Source organism: Bacteroidales bacterium (genome assembly GCA_017521245.1).
Lineage (GTDB): Bacteria > Bacteroidota > Bacteroidia > Bacteroidales > G3-4614 > Caccoplasma_A.
This window is the reverse complement of record JAFXDI010000006.1, coordinates 1-18,011: the sequence shown is the minus strand read 5'-3', so window position 1 is coordinate 18,011 and position 18,011 is coordinate 1. Positions and strand designations below refer to the sequence as shown.

Below are 18,011 nucleotides of genomic sequence, written 5' to 3'. Positions count from 1 at the left end.
GTTACTATTGCTGTTAGCAATCCTGTGCATAACAACAACAATATTCGTGTGCATTTTATATTCACTCCTAAATTAGTTGCATATCTATCTCCCAACAACAGGGCATTAAGAGGTTTTATGAGTAAAATTGAGAGGAGTATTCCCACTAAAGATATGATTACAAAAAGAGGTAAATCAGAGAGCGAAACACTTGAGAAATCGCCCATACCCCATATTGTATATGAGAATACATTTTGCTCCGATGCAAAAAAGTTAAGTAGTGTTATTGCTGAGTTTGCAACATATCCCACCATTATTCCAACTATAAGTAACATTACATTACTGCGTACTACCATTGAAAAGAGTATTATTACCCCAAGTGTTAATATTGAACCTATAAATGCTCCAAGTACTGAGGTCATAGAGCCTGATATTGCACCCAAGGCTCCTCCTCCCATGAGCATAACAACTGCAACTCCTAACGATGCTCCTGATGTTATTCCTAATATTGATGGCCCTGCTAACGGATTTGAAAATGCTGTTTGTAATAACAATCCTGCTGCCGCTAAACTTGCTCCTGCAAGTAGTGCTGTTATAGCCTGTGGCAAACGCGATTGGACGACAATACTCTCTGCCATCTTACTACTTGCTTCGCCTCCCACCAATATATCCAACACATCGGATAATGGAATATTCACCGAGCCGAAAAAAAGGTTTGCTATAAATAGCAACAGCGTCAATACAGATAATACTATTAATGGTTTCTTACTCATTTCTAAGTTTTTTAAAGTATCGCATTGTTTCGCTTTTGTCAAACATTTCAGGGTGAGCCACAATCATCAAATCACGTAAAACATAGTGTGGATATAGTGGCATCTCCTCATAAAAGGGTACTTTAAGGGCATTTACTCCCCATACCGATTTATTTTTATATGGTTTAAATTTGTCATATAGAGCATATTCATTAGCCAAAGATTTTAAAGTTTTATCACTCTCTTCAGCATATTTTATAAACCATAAATCAGCGTTAGAGGCTCGGGAAAACACCTCCTCAAACGATAGAGAGATTGAGCCCTTATTACTGTTGTCACTCCATAGGTAATCAATACCTGCATCACGATATAACTGCGCCATATAACTCTCTCCTCCCGGCTGATACCAAACTCCTCCTGTTTTTAGTTCACAGAATAGAGTTGGTTTATATGTAACACTTCGCCCAATTTCAGACAATCGAAGATACTCTTTTTTTGTTGTCTCAAATATTGAATCGGCTACCTCTTCACAATCAAAGAGCATTGAAATAAATTTTAACCACTCGGTTCGGGCAAGAGGCACACTCTCCATATAATCTGCCATCTCTACAATGGGTATTCCAAGTTGCGAGATTTTATCTTCATCTCTATCTTTGTATGGAGATAGAATTATTATCTCAGGAGATACTGATATTATTTTCTCTATATCGGGTAAAAATGAACTTCCTAAATCAGCAATCTCTCCTCTTTTGACTTTATTTTTTAGAGTACTATCGGCATTATAATGCACATCGCATATTCCTGCAATGGCTTCTGATTTACGCAACTCTTTTATCATTCCACAATGCAACGAAGCATATACTACTGCCCTACTGATGGGTGTGCGAATTATTGTTCCATGTGGTATTTTATCTGGTAATTCACATCCTTTTGGCACCAATATATATCGTTGTAATATCTTTAGTGTATCCCATGGATTGCGAACTTCAACAACCTTATAATTATCAAACTCTGCTACAGCAAATCCTTGGGCATAATCGTTAGATGCGGGTATGGTTATATTATTATCTCCCACTTTTGAACAAGCAAGAAATATGAAGATTGGCAATATGTATATCAATACCCTTTTCATTATCTCTTACTCTAAAACTTATCTCCTTGACGTACTCCTCGCTCGTTCATACTCTTTATGAGTTTTGCAGTGAACTCGTAGTTTTTTAACCCCCAACGTGGTGCAATTAAGAATTCGGGAGGACATTGAGAGACAAAGCGGTCCAAGGCAATATCGGGACGTAGACGCTCTATAAAATCTGACACAAGCATCAGATACTCATCAACATCAAAAAGATGCACAACATCGCAATTCTCTTTATACTCCTTAGCCAAGTGAGTGGCACGTATTATCTGTAATTGGTGCAATTTTAGCGATTTGACAGGGAGTTTTGATATCTCTGTTGCAGAGTGTAACATTGAATCCCTCTCTTCAGTGGGCAAACCAAGTATGATATGTATGCCACAGTCCAAACCAAATTTATGAGTACGCTCAACTGTTGCAACGGTATCTTCCCAAGTATGGCAACGATTTACCCTCTCCAATACAGCATTATTACAACTCTCTGCCCCGTATTCAATAAATATGAACTTATCTTTTGCAACATCTTGTAGATACTCCAATATAGCATCGGGCATACAATCAGGTCGTGTTGCGATTATAAGTCCCTCAATATCCGGAATTGACAGAGCCTCTTTGTAACGAGATATAGCAACATCAACATCGGCATAACTATTTGTGTATGATTGAAAGTATGCCAGATATCTCATCTCAGGATATTTGCGAGAGAAGAACCATTTACCCTCCTCAATCTGATTTGTTATTGAACTATATTGGTCACAATACCCAGGGGTAAATGAGGCATTGTTACAATAGATACAACCTCCCCGCCCTTTGCTCCCATCGCGATTTGGGCATGTAAACCCTGCATTCACCGATATTTTTTGTACTTTAAAGTCGGGGAACTTTGCTTTTAGATATTGGCTGAAATCGTAAAATGGAGTATCTATCGCCATTGTATATTTAATTATAATCTTGTTGTTTTTGAGAGTAGATAACTATCCAAAAGTACTATTGCAGTCATTGCCTCTACCACAGGCACTGCTCGTGGCAAAACACAAGGGTCGTGACGACCTTTTGCTGTAACCACCGCCTCGTTACCCTCTAAATCTACTGTATTAATCTCTTGCAAAAGAGTTGCAACAGGCTTAAATGCTACTCTAAAGTATATATCCTCTCCATTTGATATTCCTCCTTGAATACCTCCTGAATTATTTGTAAGAGTTGTTATCTTTCCTTCTCGGTTTACAAATATATCGTTCATTTCAGAGCCTCTCTTTCCAACTCCCGCAAAGCCCATTCCATACTCAAAACCTTTAACAGCATTTATGCTCAACATAGCATTTGAGAGTTTTGCATGTAGTTTATCAAAGACAGGCTCTCCCAAACCAACAGGTACTCCACTTGCAACACAAGTTACCACACCACCTATGGTATCGCCACAACTCTTAACATCAGCAATTAGTGCCTCCATTTTTTGTGCAGCACAGGCATCAGGACATCGCACCGCATTGCTCTCTATAAGAGAGAAATCATATTTTTTATAATCTCTATCTATCTCTATATCTCCAACTTGTGATGTGTATGCTGTAATCTTAACCCCTAACTCTTTTAATGCAAGTTTGGCAAATGCACCAGCAACCACTCGAGAGATTGTTTCACGAGCCGAAGAACGACCGCCTCCTCTATGATCTCTTACTCCATAGTGCTGCGAATAGGTATAATCGGCATGTGAGGGGCGATAAATGTTACGAAGATTCTCATAATCGCCACTCTTCTGATTGGTATTATAGACAACAAAGCCTATTGGAGTTCCTGTTGTAACACCCTCAAAAACTCCAGATAATATCTCAACCTTATCACCCTCCTTTCGTTGTGTAACAATAGATGACTGACCTGGTTTACGTCTATCAAGTTCTCTCTGTATAAAATCCATATCAACGGCTATTCCTGCTGGCATACCGTCAATAACTCCACCTATGGCAACGCCATGTGACTCACCAAAAGATGTTAGTGTAAATAGTGTTCCGAACTTATTCATCTAAATTATCATTATATAATTGTGCGAAGATAATAAAAATTTATCTATCTTTGAATTTAGAAATAACGAGAAATATTTTTGTACCATGAAAAAGAGTTTTGTATTTATGGCCGATGGCTTTGAAGAGATTGAAGCACTTGCCGTTGTTGATATGTTAAGACGTGCTGCTATGCCCGTTAGTATGGTTTCTATATCGGATGAATTTGATGTTGAAGGAGCTCATGGTGTTACTATAGTTGCAGACGAAGTAATTACTGAGGCTGATTTCTCAAATGCCGAGTGGCTAATACTTCCCGGAGGTATGCCAGGGTCTGCTAATCTTGCTGCATGTACTCCACTTATAAATCTTTTAAAAGCACACAACGAGGCAAATGGTAAAATTGCTGCTATCTGTGCTGCTCCAATGGTATTGGGCGAGAATGGTATTTTGGAGGGTAAAAACGCAACTTGCTACCCAGGATTTGAAGACCATCTAAAAGGTGCAAACTACACCGCCTCACAAGTTGAGCGTGACGGTAATATTGTAACAGGAAACGGTCCTGCACAAGCAATTATGTTTGCCGCTGCTATTATTGAAAAGAGTCTTGGAGAGGATACCGCTCATCGTATTCTTGAAGGTATGATGCGAAAATAAGAATATAAATATTTGAATGGCAGGTAAAAACAAATTTTACGTTGTATGGCAAGGTTTAAACCCAGGCATATATTGCTCTTGGGAGGAGTGTCTATTACAAGTAAAAGGAGTTCAAGGAGCAAAATATAAAGGGTTTGAAACGAGGGAAGAGGCTGAGACTGCATTCAGCGAAGGCGCTCCCTCATACTCTCCCAGACTCAAAAAAGAGGAGTCTTCAAAGGTTTTACCTGCCGATATAAATTGTGCCGTTGCTGTTGATGCCTCATGTATGGGAAATCCGGGTAAAATGGAGTACCAGGGGGTGTGGGCAGCAGATGGAGGATTGATATTCCGTATTGGTCCATTTGAGGACGGCACAAATAATATTGGAGAGTTTTTAGCCATTGTTCATGCTCTTGCATGGATGGAGAAATATGGGGTAAACTATACAATATACTCAGATAGCAGAAATGCTATGCTATGGGTTGCCAACAAAAAATGCAAAACAAAGTTGGAACGTACTGGGCGAAACGATATTATTTTTGAGTTGATTGAACGTGCTGAAAAATGGCTAAACACTCACTCATTCAGAGCAAAGATTGTTAAGTGGGACACAAAGGCCTGGGGAGAGATTCCTGCTGACTTTGGGAGGAAATAGATATTAATGATAATTGGATTTGACGGGAAAAGAGCTGTTGCCAATTTCACTGGACTTGGTAATTACAGCAGATTTGTTATTGGGGCTTTGAACAGAAAGTTCCATGACCTGCAATATAAGGTTTTTGCTCCTAAACAAAAGGAGAATAGAGAGTTTAAATCTCTTTTACAATCAAACACCTCTGCCCTCTATCCTCAAAGTAAAATTGCAAAATTTCTGCCTGCATTGTGGCGTTCAAAACTAATCCTTAAAGATTTAAAAAAAGAGAAGGTTGATATTTTTCATGGTCTAAGCGGAGAACTCCCCTTTGGTATATCAAAAACAGGGATTAAAAGCGTGGTAACCATCCACGACCTCATCTTTAGGCACTATCCCCAATACTACAAACCAATAGATAGAACTATTTACGATTATAAGTTTCGCAAGGCATGTAACGAAGCAGACAAGATAATTGCCGTAAGCGATTGTACAAAAAGCGACATTATCTCTTTTTACAACATACCCGAAGATAAAATTGTTACAATCTATCAAGGATGCCACCCCAATTTTAAATCAGAGCCAGATGCTGAGCTAATCAATGAGGTTAAAAGCATATACAATCTGCCTAAACGCTATATTGCTTGTGTCGGTACAGTTGAGGAGCGTAAAAACCTTCTACTGATTGCAAAAGCAATGGTATATCTACCAAAAGATATTCACTTGATTGCGGCAGGACGCAAAACCGCATACGCAAAAGAGGTTGAGGAGTTCTGCGATAAAAATGGCTTATCAGATAGAGTAAGAATCATAGAGGGAGTTCCTTTTAAATACCTGCCATCAATTTACCATGCTGCCGAGCTATTTGCATACCCCTCAAGATTTGAGGGATTTGGAATACCCATTGTTGAGGCAATAAGTGCCGGACTTACAGGAGTAGCGGCAACAGGTTCGTGCCTTGAGGAGGCAGGAGGAGAGGGAGTTGTTTATGTAAACCCTGACTCAGTTGAGGAGTGTGCCGCTGCACTGAATTGTCTACTAACAGACAAAGATTATAAACAATCACTTATCGCAAAAGGCAAAGAGCATATAAAGAGATTCTCTCCCGACACTATTGCCGAAGAGATAATGAAAGTATATAAAAGTTTGTAAAAACGAGGAAAGATAACAAAAAGGCTCTACTCAAGCATACTTATATATAGTTGCACATAAGCATCAGCACATACATCCCACGAAAATTTAGAAGCCCACATCTTTACATCATCAACAGAACCATTTTTTTGCCAATCTTCAACTCCTTCCTTGAAAGATTGAGCCATTTTTTCAGGTTCCAACTCATCCCAATAATAGGCTAACTTACCGCCAACTTCAGGAAGAGAAGTAAGAGTAGAAAGAAAAACAGGTTTTCCGAAGTGCATAGCCTCAATAGGTGGTAGTCCAAAACCTTCGCACAACGATGGGAACAGAAAGGCCTTGCACCTTTTATAGAGAGTTGCCTTTAATGCATCTGAGACATGCTGTAAAGGAATAACATTATTTAGATTAAGATCCTTTATAACTCCCTTCAAATACTCCCCATAAGACGAAGACCAATTACCAACCATTACCAAACGTTCATCCGGGAGGTATTTCATCATACGAATTAGCAACTCAGGATTTTTCTTTGGTTGCAAACTCGAAAGGTGTAATAAAAAGCCCTCCTCAAAAGGTAATACCTCTTCATTAGGATAACTTTTTGAAGTATCTGCAACACCATTGTATATAATATGTGAAGGGGTGCTTATATCGGGATATACACGCTTAACATCATCTTTAACAAATTGTGAAATATATACGATCTCATCGTAAAAATTTATACGACGGCCTATTTTGTTTTTATACTTCAATAATTTTTTACCGCTCTTTTCATACATAAAATTCACATCATGTAGTGTTAGCAAGCTCTTTTTTGCCCCTAACATAAAACGAATAAATGCAAACTGATGTACCGAATGAAACAGGGCAACTCCTTTACGGATATAACGATAATAATACCTGTTAAATTTATTTACGCCTATATAATCAACCTTATTGCCAAAACAATTTATCATATTGTCAGGAAGCATAAAAACAAGTTTTATCCCCTTCTCTGCAAGAATATCCGCTCTCGCCGTTAATGCTTCGCCTAAACGATAAGAGTACTCTCCTACACCAACATTTCTGTTCTTTGCAGAATATATATCAACGACAACCTTTTTCATTGCAATAATTTGTTTATCATCTCTATCCATTGTTGAGCTGTCCTCTCTTCTGAGAACTCCGCTATATGTTGTCTGCCATTTTCGGCAATTCTATTTCTCAAATCATCATCACTCATTAAACGAGAAAGAGCATTAGCGTACTCTTCAATATCAAATGGCTTAATCAATACACCATTCTCCCACGAAGGTGATAATATCTCATTTATACCTGCACACACATCAAAAGCAATTGCCACGCACCCATTTGCCTGAGCCTCAATTAAACTCATTGGCCAACCCTCAGAAGTTGATGTTAAACATACTATTGCAGCCTTATCATAATAACTTTCAGGATTTTTTGTATGACCTACAAAGTTTACTCTCTTCAAACTTATCTCTTTTGAGAGTCTCTTCAAAGAGACCGCCTCTGCTCCATCACCCACTATATTCAATATCCAATCGGGATATTTATTTTCTAATAAACTCCAAATTTTCAGGAGTCTATCAACTCTTTTATCAGCATACGAGAGACGACCAACAAAACAGATCTCCTTTGCTTTATTCGCTTTATAATCTACATCAGGATATGCAGCATTAGTTAAAGTTACAAACTTTGATGAGTGGTAATCAATTTTTAATGTATCAGCAAATTCACATCCGTAGCTATCACATAACACCCCAAAAGCATCAACACTATTGTATATATGCAGATAGGTTTTTCTTAACTTTTTATCGAATAACCCTACACTGAATTTTATTGAACGAAGCAAATACCACTCCAACCATTTAGAGATTGATTTTGAAGCAGAATGTTTTCCATTCTCTTTTTTATAAACCGATTCCCAAAATGGAGCATTGTGACTTACAAAAACAACCTTTGCCAAGGTTTTGGTTCTTATATCATTTAGATATGGTATTTTAAAACCTTGTGATATAAATATATCTATTTTATATTTTTCAATCTCCGAAATAATCTTATTGAGATTTCTTGTATCTTCAACCTTATAATGAAGAGTTACATATTCAACATTTTCAAGAGGAGCTGATAACTTATCTGGTTTTAATTCAGGCGAAAATATAACAAACCTGTATCCATACTTTTTGAGAGATTGTATAACATTCACTGTTACAACCTCTCCGCCACCAAAGGGGAATTTCTCATGAATAAAGGCTAATGCAGGCATATAATTTATTCTTCAATAGATAGTTCATTAAACACACTATTCCACTGTTGCAGAGTATTCTCTAATGAAAACCTTTTAACCGATTCACTTCCATTCATTACAATTTTCTCACGCAAATCAGTATCGGTAATTAAACGAGAAAGGGCTTTAGCATACGCATCAATATCAAACGGTTTAATCAACACTCCATTTTCCCACGAGGGTGATAATATCTCTCTCACTCCAGCACTACAATCAAAAGCCATTACAGCACATCTGTTTGCTTGTGCCTCCATCAACACCATTCCCCAGCCTTCATAAGTTGAGGTCATACATACTATTGATGCTCTATCATAATATTGTTTTGGATTATTAGTAAAACCTATAAAATTTACCCTCTTTAATCCCTCTCTTTTTGCTATCTGTTTCAAGTTTGAAGATTCCTCTCCCTCTCCCACAATATTTAAACTCCAATCAGGGTGTTTATCCTCTATTACACTCCACACCTTTAACAACCTATCAACACGTTTAAACTCATAATTTAAACGACCAACATAATAGATCTCTTTTTGTTTCTTTTCGGTTATCGATTTGGGAGTAATCAATGAGTTTGTCAGAACTCTAAATTTAGAATTTTCATACACTTCTCCTATTGCTGTCGCTATTTCTCGTCCATAACTCTCACAAAGAACGCCAAATATATCTACCTTATCATAGCACTCCTTATAAGCCTTTACCACTTTAGCCTTTTTTATTCCTAATAGATACTTATATGAACGTAAGAAATACCACTCTAACCTTTTTGAGAATGATCTTTTAATATCTCTTTTTATTATCTCTTTTCTAATAGAATACTCCCAAAAGGGTTGACTATGCAACATAAATATTGATTTGCAACCTGTTTTTTGTCGTATCTCATCAGCATATAAAGATACCTCATATACATCACCGGGAAAGACAAACAATCCAATATTTTTCTCTTTTATCTCATTTATTAGGGTGTGCAAATTATTCTTATCCTTGTAATGTTCTAACTTTATTATATTAATATTTGTAGTATTTACAGGAATCTTTTCCTCTTTTAAATTATGCACAAATACATAAACCTTGACATCTTTAGGCTCTAACATCCTCGCTATATCAAATGTTACAATCTCAGCTCCTCCTCCCGGAAAATCTTGATGAATAAAGGCTATATTTTTTTTATCGTGCATTTTAACAATATAAATTATTTATGATAACTCATCTATTAAATTCTTCCACTGCATAAGTGTGTTCTCAGGAGAGAATCTAATAAGAGCATTCCTGCCATTTTGGGCAATTCTATCTCTCAAATCTTCATCACTCATCAATTTTGATAACGCAGCAGCATAGGCATTTATATCAAAAGGTTTCACCAACACTCCATTCTCCCACGAAGGTGATAATATCTCTCTTATCCCCGCACTGCAATCAAATGCAATTGTTGCACATCCATTTGTTTGAGCCTCTAACTGCACCATAGGCCAACCTTCAAATGTTGATGTCAAACAGACTATTGAGGCTCTGTCATAATGAGGTTGTGGATCTGCTACAAAACCTAAAAAGTTTACTCTTTTTAAATTCAATTTTTCTACTAAATTTTTCAAGTTCTGCCTCTCTTCTCCATCTCCTAATATATTCAAGCACCAATCAGGGTGTTTATCTTCAATCAAATGCCAGACTTTCAACAATCTATCAACACGTTTAGCAGTATAATTCAGACGCCCTATAAAATATACCTCTTTCTGCTTTTGCTTTACAAAATTCTCCTTTACCTCTATATGATTAGTTAGAACTCTGAATTTTGAGTTTTCATACTCAACTCCTATTGCTTTAGCTATCTCACGTCCATAACTCTCACAAAGAACTCCAAAGATATCGGCTTTATCGTAACACTCTTTATATATCTTACACACTTTCGCCTTTTTAATACCGAATGTATATTTGTGAGAGCGAATCAAGTACCAATGTATCCGTTTAAGAAAGCTCCTCTTTACCTTGGCAACAACAGCCTCTTTCATTGATATATATTCCCAAAATGGCTTACTATGAGACATATATACACATTTGCAATTTGTGTTTTCTCTGATTATATCGGCAAAGGGAATAATATCATATACCCCTCCCGGAAAGACTAAAAACCCTATCTCATATCTCTTTATTCCCTCTATGAAAGTTGTGATATTCCTTGTATCGTCAAAAGTATAAGGTAATTGAATTATGGTAATATTTTTTACTATTGATGATATTTTATTATCATGTATATTTGAAGCAAATACATAAACCTTTGATCCCAAACTTTCTAATAAAGCAGCAACATTAATGGTTACCATTTCTGTCCCACCTCCCGGAAAATCTTGATGAAGGAAAGCTATGTTCATTGGCTTCTGCATAATTGTAATTAATAATTATTTCTATTTTAAACTTTCTAACATACACTCCCACTGCCTAAGTGTATTCTCAGGAGAGAATCTTTTTACTGCAACAGCACCATTTTTTGCTACCTTATCACGCAATTCAGTATCATTCATCAATCTCGACATTGCCTCAGCATAAGCCTTTTCGTTGAAAGAATTAATCAATACCCCATTTTCCCATGACGGAGACAATATCTCTCTAACTCCTGCACTACAATCAAATGCTATTGCTGCACATTGATTTGATTGTGCCTCCATTAAAGCCATTCCCCAGCCTTCATAATTGGATGTCAGACAAACGATTGACGCCCTATCGTAATATTGTTGAGGATTTGCCACATAACCTAAAAATTGAACTCTATTGAGTTTAAGTTCTTTAGCTAAACTCTCTAACTTTTCTCTCTCGGGACCAGTTCCCAATATATTAAGTCTCCAATCGGGATGTCTATCTTCAATCAGGTGCCATATCCTTAAAATATGCTCCGGACGTTTATCCCAATATGACAATCTGCCAATAAAACAAACCTCTTTTTGCTTTGGGGTTACAGGTTGGTTATTAATCTCAATATGATTATTTAAAACTCTGAATTTTGAGTTTTTGTATTGCACTCCAATTGCCTTTGCTACATCCCTTGCATATTCTTCACATAGAGTCCCAAAAACATCAACCTTATTGTAACACTCCCTATATACCCTTTTTAAGGCACGTTTCTTTGAACCAAAAGTATATTTATGAGAACGTAATAAGTACCATTCAATTTGTTTTAGGATAGAACCCTTAGTTCTATATCTTTTAGTCTCCTTACTCTCATAATAGTCCCAAAAAGGCAAACTATGCAACATAAACAATAGTTTACAATCTGTTTTACTGCGTAACTCATCGGCATACAGTAAAACATCATATACATCAGTAGGGAATACTAAAAGCGAAATATCTTTCTCTTTTATATTATTTATTATATCGGGGATATTACGTCTATCAACGGGATACGACATCCTTATTATTTCAATATTTGAAGCCTCCTCAGGAATCTTTGTTTCATCAAGGTCATAAACAAAAACATACACCTTTATCCCTTTTGTCTTCAACATCTTTGCAAGATTAATGGTTACCATTTCGGCTCCACCACCCGGAAATATGTAGTGTAAAAAGGCAATACTCTTTATCTCTGATAACTTCATAATTAAAATATTATGCTACATTCTGCATATCAACAAGTTTCTTGTAGTAACCATTAAGTGCTATCAACTCATCGTGTTTACCTCGCTCTACAATTTCACCTTCGTGCATTACGCATATCAGATCGGCGTGTTTAATTGTTGAAAGGCGGTGAGCAATAACCAATGTTGTTCTATTACGCATAAGATTCTCCAAAGCCTCCTGCACTAAACGTTCGCTTTCAGTATCAAGAGCCGAAGTTGCCTCGTCAAGAATAAGGATTGGAGGATTTTTCATAATTGCACGAGCAATACTTAATCGTTGGCGTTGACCTCCTGATAGGCGACATCCTCTATCTCCGATATAGGTATCATAACCATTCTCCGTTGCCATAATAAAGTCATGTGCATTTGCAATCTTTGCTGCCTCAATAACCTGCTCCATTGTAGCACTCTCAACACCGAAAGTTATATTGTTGTAGAAGGTATCATTGAACAGAATTGCCTCTTGATTTACATTACCCATCAAGGCACGTAAACTGAACGGAGTTACATCCCTTACATCAATACCATCAATTAAAATACTTCCCTTCTCCACATCATAGAAACGTGGTATCAAGTCTGCCATAGTGGTTTTACCTGATCCCGATTGACCTACGAGAGCAACTGTTTTACCTTTTGGAATAACTAGATTAACACCCTTTATTACATAATCCTCGTTATACTTAAACCACACATCTTTATACTCAATAGTATCGTTAAGTTTTACAAGTGACTTGGGATTTTCAGGGGCTTGAATAGGGTTCTCAGCACTCAATATCTTATCTATACGCTCCATTGATGCCAATCCCTGTTGTATTGCATAAAATCCTTTTGTCAAATCCTTAGCCGGATTAATTATACTATAAAATATGATAAGATAATATATAAACTCGGGGGCAGAAATCATTCCGCTTCCTTCAAGAATCAGCGTTCCACCAAACCACAAAACTATTGCAATAGTAAGAGTCCCCAAGAACTCGCTCATAGGGTGTGCTAACGATTGGCGACGAGCAATTCTGTTGCTAAACTTAAACAATAGATTATTTGTATTATGAAAACGATTTTTAATTTTATCCTCTGCATTAAAAGCCTTTATTATTCGCAATCCGCCAAGAGTTTCATCAATCTCAGAGAATAACACTCCCGATTGCTGTTGAGCATCCAACGATGCCCTTTTCAATGTTTTTGACACCTTACCCATTATATATCCAGCAATAGGCAATAGCACCAAAACAAACAGAGTTAATTGCCAACTGATTAAGAACATAGTTGTAAGATATACCACTATCATAATGGGATTTTTTGATATCATCTCCAACGATGCCATAATTGAATTCTCAACACCTCCAACATCGCCTGTCATACGAGCCATAATATCACCCTTACGTTCAGATGTAAAAAATCCTATTGGCAAAGAAGTTACCTTATCGTATAAAAAATTACGAATATCTCTTACAACACCTGTTCTCAAAGGAATTATAAAATAAGAACTTAGATAGGCACTCATTGTTTTAAAGAAAGTCATAACCACTAACAAGACACCCATCAAAAACAGCACCCACGATTGACCATTTGCTACTATCTGCTCATTAATAATACAGTAAAAGTTATTTACAAAGACATCTTTCGCACTGCCACTTCCCCACTCCATCCATTGATACGAAGTCTCATTAATTTTGAACAATATCTCTAATATGGGGATAATTGTTGCAAAAGAGAATAGAGTAAGTATAGTTGATAAAATATTAAAAAATAGATTTAATATAAAATACTTTTTATAGGGAGGTACAAATCTTACAAGCAGTTTTAATAATTCCTTAAACATAATAATATTTTTTATTGATATATATTACTCCAAAAATAAGATACTCATTAATTAACATATCCGACTACAAAGATAGTTTATTATTCTTAAATAACAGAATGAAGAAGAGATATCACGAAATTACATCAGCAGTTTCACGATACTTTTTCCATTATCTTAATATCCTCTTATATCTAACTAAAACAAAAATAGAGAAAATTATCCTTTAACAGGAATATTTAGAGATAAATTATAACTTTAAGAGCAAATAAGAATAATTTTTCAGGGCTATATTGTGTAATTAAATTTTTATACATACTTTTGCAAGCGTATCGGTTCTCACCGAAGATTAAAAAGGGAATAGGGTGAAAATCCCTGACAGTCCCGCTGCTGTGAGTTCCATATAAAGGCCAGGATATGCCACTTTTATGCGAGAGGAGCATAATGGGAAGGCAATCCTAAAAAGGCTGGAACAAGTCAGAAGACCTGCCGATGCATATTACTAACAGCTTTCGAGGAAAGAGCGTGTGGTGAAAAAAAGGAACACTCCCTATCTAATGCCTTAATAGGCTAACATCCGCATCAACTTCTCCCCAAAGCACAATTTTAAAGCGGATGACTTTACAACAGCACATAAAATCAATTATTGCGGTAATACTTTTAGGTATTGCACCCTGCTCTATTGTAGCAACCGAAATTGAAGAGAGTGCAATAGACTCTATATTACTACAACTCAACTTAGAAGAAGTTAATATCACTGCAAACCGTTTTAGAGAGATGACTCCGGTTCAACGCTTGTCGGGCAAGGAGTTAGAGAAACTAAACAGTTACTCTGTTGCTGATGCTTTGCGTCACTTTACAGGAGTTCAACTTAAAGACTACGGAGGCGTTGGAGGTATTAAAACCATTGATATCCGCAGTATGGGAGCAAACCATGTTGGAGTATTTTACGATGGAATACAACTTGGCAATGCACAAAACGGGCAGATTGACCTCTCAATGTACTCGCTCGATAACATCGATGAATTGGCAGTATATAACGGACAAAAAGGGGAGATTTTTCAACCAGCCAAAGATTTTGGCTCAGCAGGAATGTTATACATTCGCTCTCGCCGTCCAAAATTTGAGAGCGGTAAAAACTATCATCTTAAAGTGGCATCAAAATTTGGCTCATTTGCCACAATCAACCCCTCACTCCTTTTAGAGACAAAGATTAACGACAGTATATCTGTGTCGGTATCGGCAGAGTATCTAACATCAAGTGGAGAGTATGACTTCAGATACCGCAGAGTTACACCCGATGGAACAGTTGCATACGACACAACCGCTACAAGACAAAACGGAGATATCAGAGCAGTAAGGGTTGAGGGTGGAGTATTTGGTACTATCAACGACGGATATTGGAGAGTAAAACTATATACATATAATTCAGAACGTGGAATACCTGGAGCCATTGTAAACAACGTATGGCGACGAGGCGAACGCCTTTGGGATAACAACACCTTTGTACAAGGCACATTCAGCAAAGACATTAACCGCTATTACCGCACTATGGTAAATGCAAAATATGCCTACTATAACACCCACTATGTAAACAACGATGCAAAACTTATTGAGGTAGATAACCGATATAAACAAAAAGAGATATATCTATCCACTTCACACGCCTTTACACCCTTCCGCTTTTGGGATATAGCCGTTGCTTACGACTACCAATTCAATACACTAAACAGCGATATGGCAAACTTTGCCTATCCAAAACGTCATACAAATATGTTGGCTCTTGCTACATCGTTTCAGATTTGGAGAATGAAGATACAAGGTAGCTGCTTGGCAACATTCATAAAAGATAAAACTGCAACAGGCGATAACGAAGGAAAGAAAAAAGCCTTCTCTCCATCACTATTGTTCTCACTTAAACCTCTTAAGAACGGTAATTTAACCCTCAGAGCATTCATAAAACGCAGTTTCACAATGCCCACCTTTAACGATTTGTACTACACCGACTTAGGTAATGCCTCACTTAAACCCGAATATGCAACACAATATGACGGAGGAGTAACCTATATGCGTCAGTGGGAAAAGAAGTTTGTAAGGATGTTCAGAATACAGGCTGACGGATACTACAACCGCGTTACCGATAAAATTACTGCATACCCCAAAGGACAACAGTTCCGCTGGACAATGTTAAACTTGGGAGAGGTAGAGATTAAAGGTTGCGATGTTGCAACAGAGATAACAATATCTCCTGCCAACAAACTATTCTTTACTGTAAAAGGACAATATACCTACCAACACGCAATTGATGTTACCGATGTGAACGATAGTTATTATGGTGATCAAATCCCATACGTTCCTCGCCACAGTTGTTCAGCAGCAGTGCAAGGGGTATATGACGGATGGTGCATTAATTATAGTTTCATATATGCAGGAGAGAGATATTCCGGGCAACAAAACGTTGCAGCAAACCACATGCAACCATGGTACACTCACGACATATCACTAATAAAAGAGTTTAAACTAAAACGAGGCAGTGCACTCAAAGGCACATTTGAGGTGAATAACTTCTTAAATCAGGCATACGATGTTATCCAAAACTATCCAATGCCGGGAATAAACTACCGTTTTACCCTATCATTTGAGATTTAATATGAAAAGCAGATATATAACATATATAGCCTTTATTGCCTCGTTACTTTTCGCATCGTGCCGAGATGAAGAGACAATCATCCTTTCAGAGAGCGAAAGCATTGAAAATGCAATAGATGCAAACGCCAACCCATACGGCTTTTACCTGCTAAACGAAGGCAATATGGGAAGCAACAAAGCAACACTCGACTTTATGGATTTTACCACAGGCATATATCATCACAACATATATGCCGAGAGCAACCCCAATGTAATAAAGGAGTTGGGGGATGTTGGCAACGATGCAAAAATTTACAACAACAAACTTTGGTTAGTTATAAACGCATCGCACAAAGTTGAGATTGTTGAGGCAAAAAATGCAAAACGCATAGCACAAGTTGATGTGCCAAATTGCCGATATATAGTGTTTGATGGTAAATACGCCTACGTTTCATCGTATGTAACAACAATAATAGGCGATGTTAATGCACAAGAGGGTGCTGTATTTAAAATTGACACTGAAACTTATGAGATTGTAGGAGAGGTTAAAGTTGGCCGACAACCCGAAGAGATGGTTATAAAAAACGGATACCTATATGTTGCAAACTCGGGAGGTTATAACTCCGACAATTACGACAACACAGTATCGGTAATTCGCCTATCTTCATTTACACAGATAGAGAAAAAAGAGATTGCAATAAATCTCCACCGAATGAGGATTGATAAAAATGGTAAAATATGGGTGCTTTCTCGTGGCAATTACTACACCTTACCTCCTCGACTATATAGGCTTGAGACAAATAGCAACGGAACTATAAAAAGCGTTGAAGCAACAAACCTGCTATGTTCAAACTTTGATATCTGCGAAGATAAAATATATATGTATAACGCACCTTATCAAGGAAACTCAATGGCAACAAACATAACATACACCATTGCCAATATTGAAACAGCAGAGATAGAAGAAGAGCGTTTTATAAAAGACGGAACAGAGAGTTTAATTAAAGTACCATACGCCATAAAGGTAAACCCCTCAACAAAAGAGGTGTTTATATGCGATGCCAAAAACTATGTATCATCGGGAACAATAACCTGTTACTCACCACAAGGCACAAAGCGTTGGAGCGTGTTTACAGGAGATATACCCTCATTGGTAGAATTTATATACAAGTAATTATGAAAAGAATACATTTGATAACAACAATCCTATCGGCAATACTACTGATAGGTTGCCATAACGGACCCGATATAACATCAATAGGCGTTGATTACAACTATTCAGTACCTCGCCTACAAAAACTCTCAATTGCAACAGGAGCAGCAGGAGATAGCTTTAAATGGGAGATAATATCTGAAAGCGGAGAAGTAACACTACTATCAGAGGATAGAGAGTGCATATTTGTTGCCGAGAAGAACGGAAATTACTCAC

16 protein-coding genes and 1 riboswitch are annotated in these 18,011 nt (G+C 37.2%); of the genes, 6 read left to right on the top strand and 10 right to left on the bottom strand.

All coding sequences use genetic code 11. From position 1 onward, the window contains the following. From IKK64_02045 to aroC, 4 genes are all read right to left on the bottom strand, one after another. On the bottom strand, positions 1-752 hold a 752-nt coding region (locus IKK64_02045), incomplete at its 3' end, for an iron chelate uptake ABC transporter family permease subunit (protein MBR4118843.1). After that, positions 745-1,863: an ABC transporter substrate-binding protein gene (locus IKK64_02040; GenBank protein MBR4118842.1), complete on the bottom strand. Its 1,119-nt coding sequence runs from the start codon at positions 1,861-1,863 to the stop codon at positions 745-747. The genes IKK64_02045 and IKK64_02040, both read right to left, overlap by 8 nt. 11 nt (positions 1,864-1,874) lie before the next feature. Next, the gene (locus tag IKK64_02035) at positions 1,875-2,798 is read right to left on the bottom strand and encodes a TIGR01212 family radical SAM protein (protein ID MBR4118841.1); all 924 of its coding nucleotides are present in this window, start codon (positions 2,796-2,798) and stop codon (positions 1,875-1,877) included. An 11-nt stretch (positions 2,799-2,809) separates the two neighbouring features. Then, positions 2,810-3,883 (bottom strand): chorismate synthase, encoded by a 1,074-nt coding sequence (gene aroC, locus IKK64_02030; GenBank protein ID MBR4118840.1) that lies wholly within the window; start codon positions 3,881-3,883, stop codon positions 2,810-2,812. 85 nt (positions 3,884-3,968) lie between these two features. Between aroC and IKK64_02025 the strand changes: the two genes are divergently transcribed. The 3 genes from IKK64_02025 to IKK64_02015 are packed head-to-tail and all read left to right on the top strand — an operon-like array spanning position 3,969 to position 6,282. Then, positions 3,969-4,517 (top strand): DJ-1/PfpI family protein, encoded by a 549-nt coding sequence (locus tag IKK64_02025; protein ID MBR4118839.1) that lies wholly within the window; start codon positions 3,969-3,971, stop codon positions 4,515-4,517. Between the two features lie 16 nt (positions 4,518-4,533). Further along, entirely contained in the window at positions 4,534-5,154 is a 621-nt protein-coding gene (locus IKK64_02020) for a ribonuclease H family protein (protein MBR4118838.1), read from the top strand. Between the two features lie 6 nt (positions 5,155-5,160). Then, positions 5,161-6,282 (top strand): glycosyltransferase family 4 protein, encoded by a 1,122-nt coding sequence (locus IKK64_02015; protein ID MBR4118837.1) that lies wholly within the window; start codon positions 5,161-5,163, stop codon positions 6,280-6,282. Between the two features lie 26 nt (positions 6,283-6,308). Here the strand turns inward: IKK64_02015 and IKK64_02010 are convergent, their stop codons facing one another. Genes IKK64_02010 through IKK64_01985 form a run of 6 tightly spaced genes read right to left on the bottom strand, consistent with a single transcriptional unit; the run spans position 6,309 to position 13,975 of the window. Further along, positions 6,309-7,370: a glycosyltransferase family 4 protein gene (locus IKK64_02010; GenBank protein ID MBR4118836.1), complete on the bottom strand. Its 1,062-nt coding sequence runs from the start codon at positions 7,368-7,370 to the stop codon at positions 6,309-6,311. Next, on the bottom strand, positions 7,367-8,533 hold the full coding sequence (locus IKK64_02005; GenBank protein MBR4118835.1) for a glycosyltransferase: 1,167 nt from the start codon (positions 8,531-8,533) through the stop codon (positions 7,367-7,369). The genes IKK64_02010 and IKK64_02005 overlap by 4 nt, the downstream gene beginning before the upstream one ends. Before the next feature lie 5 nt (positions 8,534-8,538). Beyond that, a complete protein-coding gene (locus IKK64_02000; protein ID MBR4118834.1) occupies positions 8,539-9,726 on the bottom strand; it encodes a glycosyltransferase in 1,188 nt (395 codons plus the stop codon). Positions 9,727-9,744: 18 nt separating this feature from the next. After that, positions 9,745-10,914, bottom strand: coding sequence for a glycosyltransferase (locus IKK64_01995; protein MBR4118833.1), 1,170 nt, complete (start codon positions 10,912-10,914; stop codon positions 9,745-9,747). 33 nt (positions 10,915-10,947) lie between these two features. Then, positions 10,948-12,132, bottom strand: coding sequence for a glycosyltransferase (locus IKK64_01990; GenBank protein MBR4118832.1), 1,185 nt, complete (start codon positions 12,130-12,132; stop codon positions 10,948-10,950). Positions 12,133-12,142: 10 nt separating this feature from the next. Beyond that, complete coding sequence (locus IKK64_01985; GenBank protein MBR4118831.1) at positions 12,143-13,975, bottom strand: ABC transporter ATP-binding protein; 1,833 nt, start codon at positions 13,973-13,975, stop codon at positions 12,143-12,145. A 295-nt stretch (positions 13,976-14,270) separates the two neighbouring features. Then, a riboswitch (cobalamin riboswitch) is annotated at positions 14,271-14,463 on the top strand. A 106-nt stretch (positions 14,464-14,569) separates the two neighbouring features. On the opposite strand from IKK64_01985, the gene IKK64_01980 reads away from it, so the two are divergent. From IKK64_01980 to IKK64_01970, 3 genes are all read left to right on the top strand, one after another. Beyond that, positions 14,570-16,603 carry a TonB-dependent receptor gene (locus IKK64_01980; protein ID MBR4118830.1) on the top strand — a complete coding sequence of 678 codons (2,034 nt, stop codon included), beginning with the start codon at positions 14,570-14,572 and terminating at the stop codon, positions 16,601-16,603. 1 nt (position 16,604) lies between these two features. After that, positions 16,605-17,756 carry a YncE family protein gene (locus IKK64_01975; GenBank protein MBR4118829.1) on the top strand — a complete coding sequence of 384 codons (1,152 nt, stop codon included), beginning with the start codon at positions 16,605-16,607 and terminating at the stop codon, positions 17,754-17,756. Positions 17,757-17,758: 2 nt separating this feature from the next. Next, positions 17,759-18,011, top strand: a 253-nt coding sequence (locus tag IKK64_01970) for a hypothetical protein (GenBank protein ID MBR4118828.1), incomplete at its 3' end; no start/stop codon positions are given.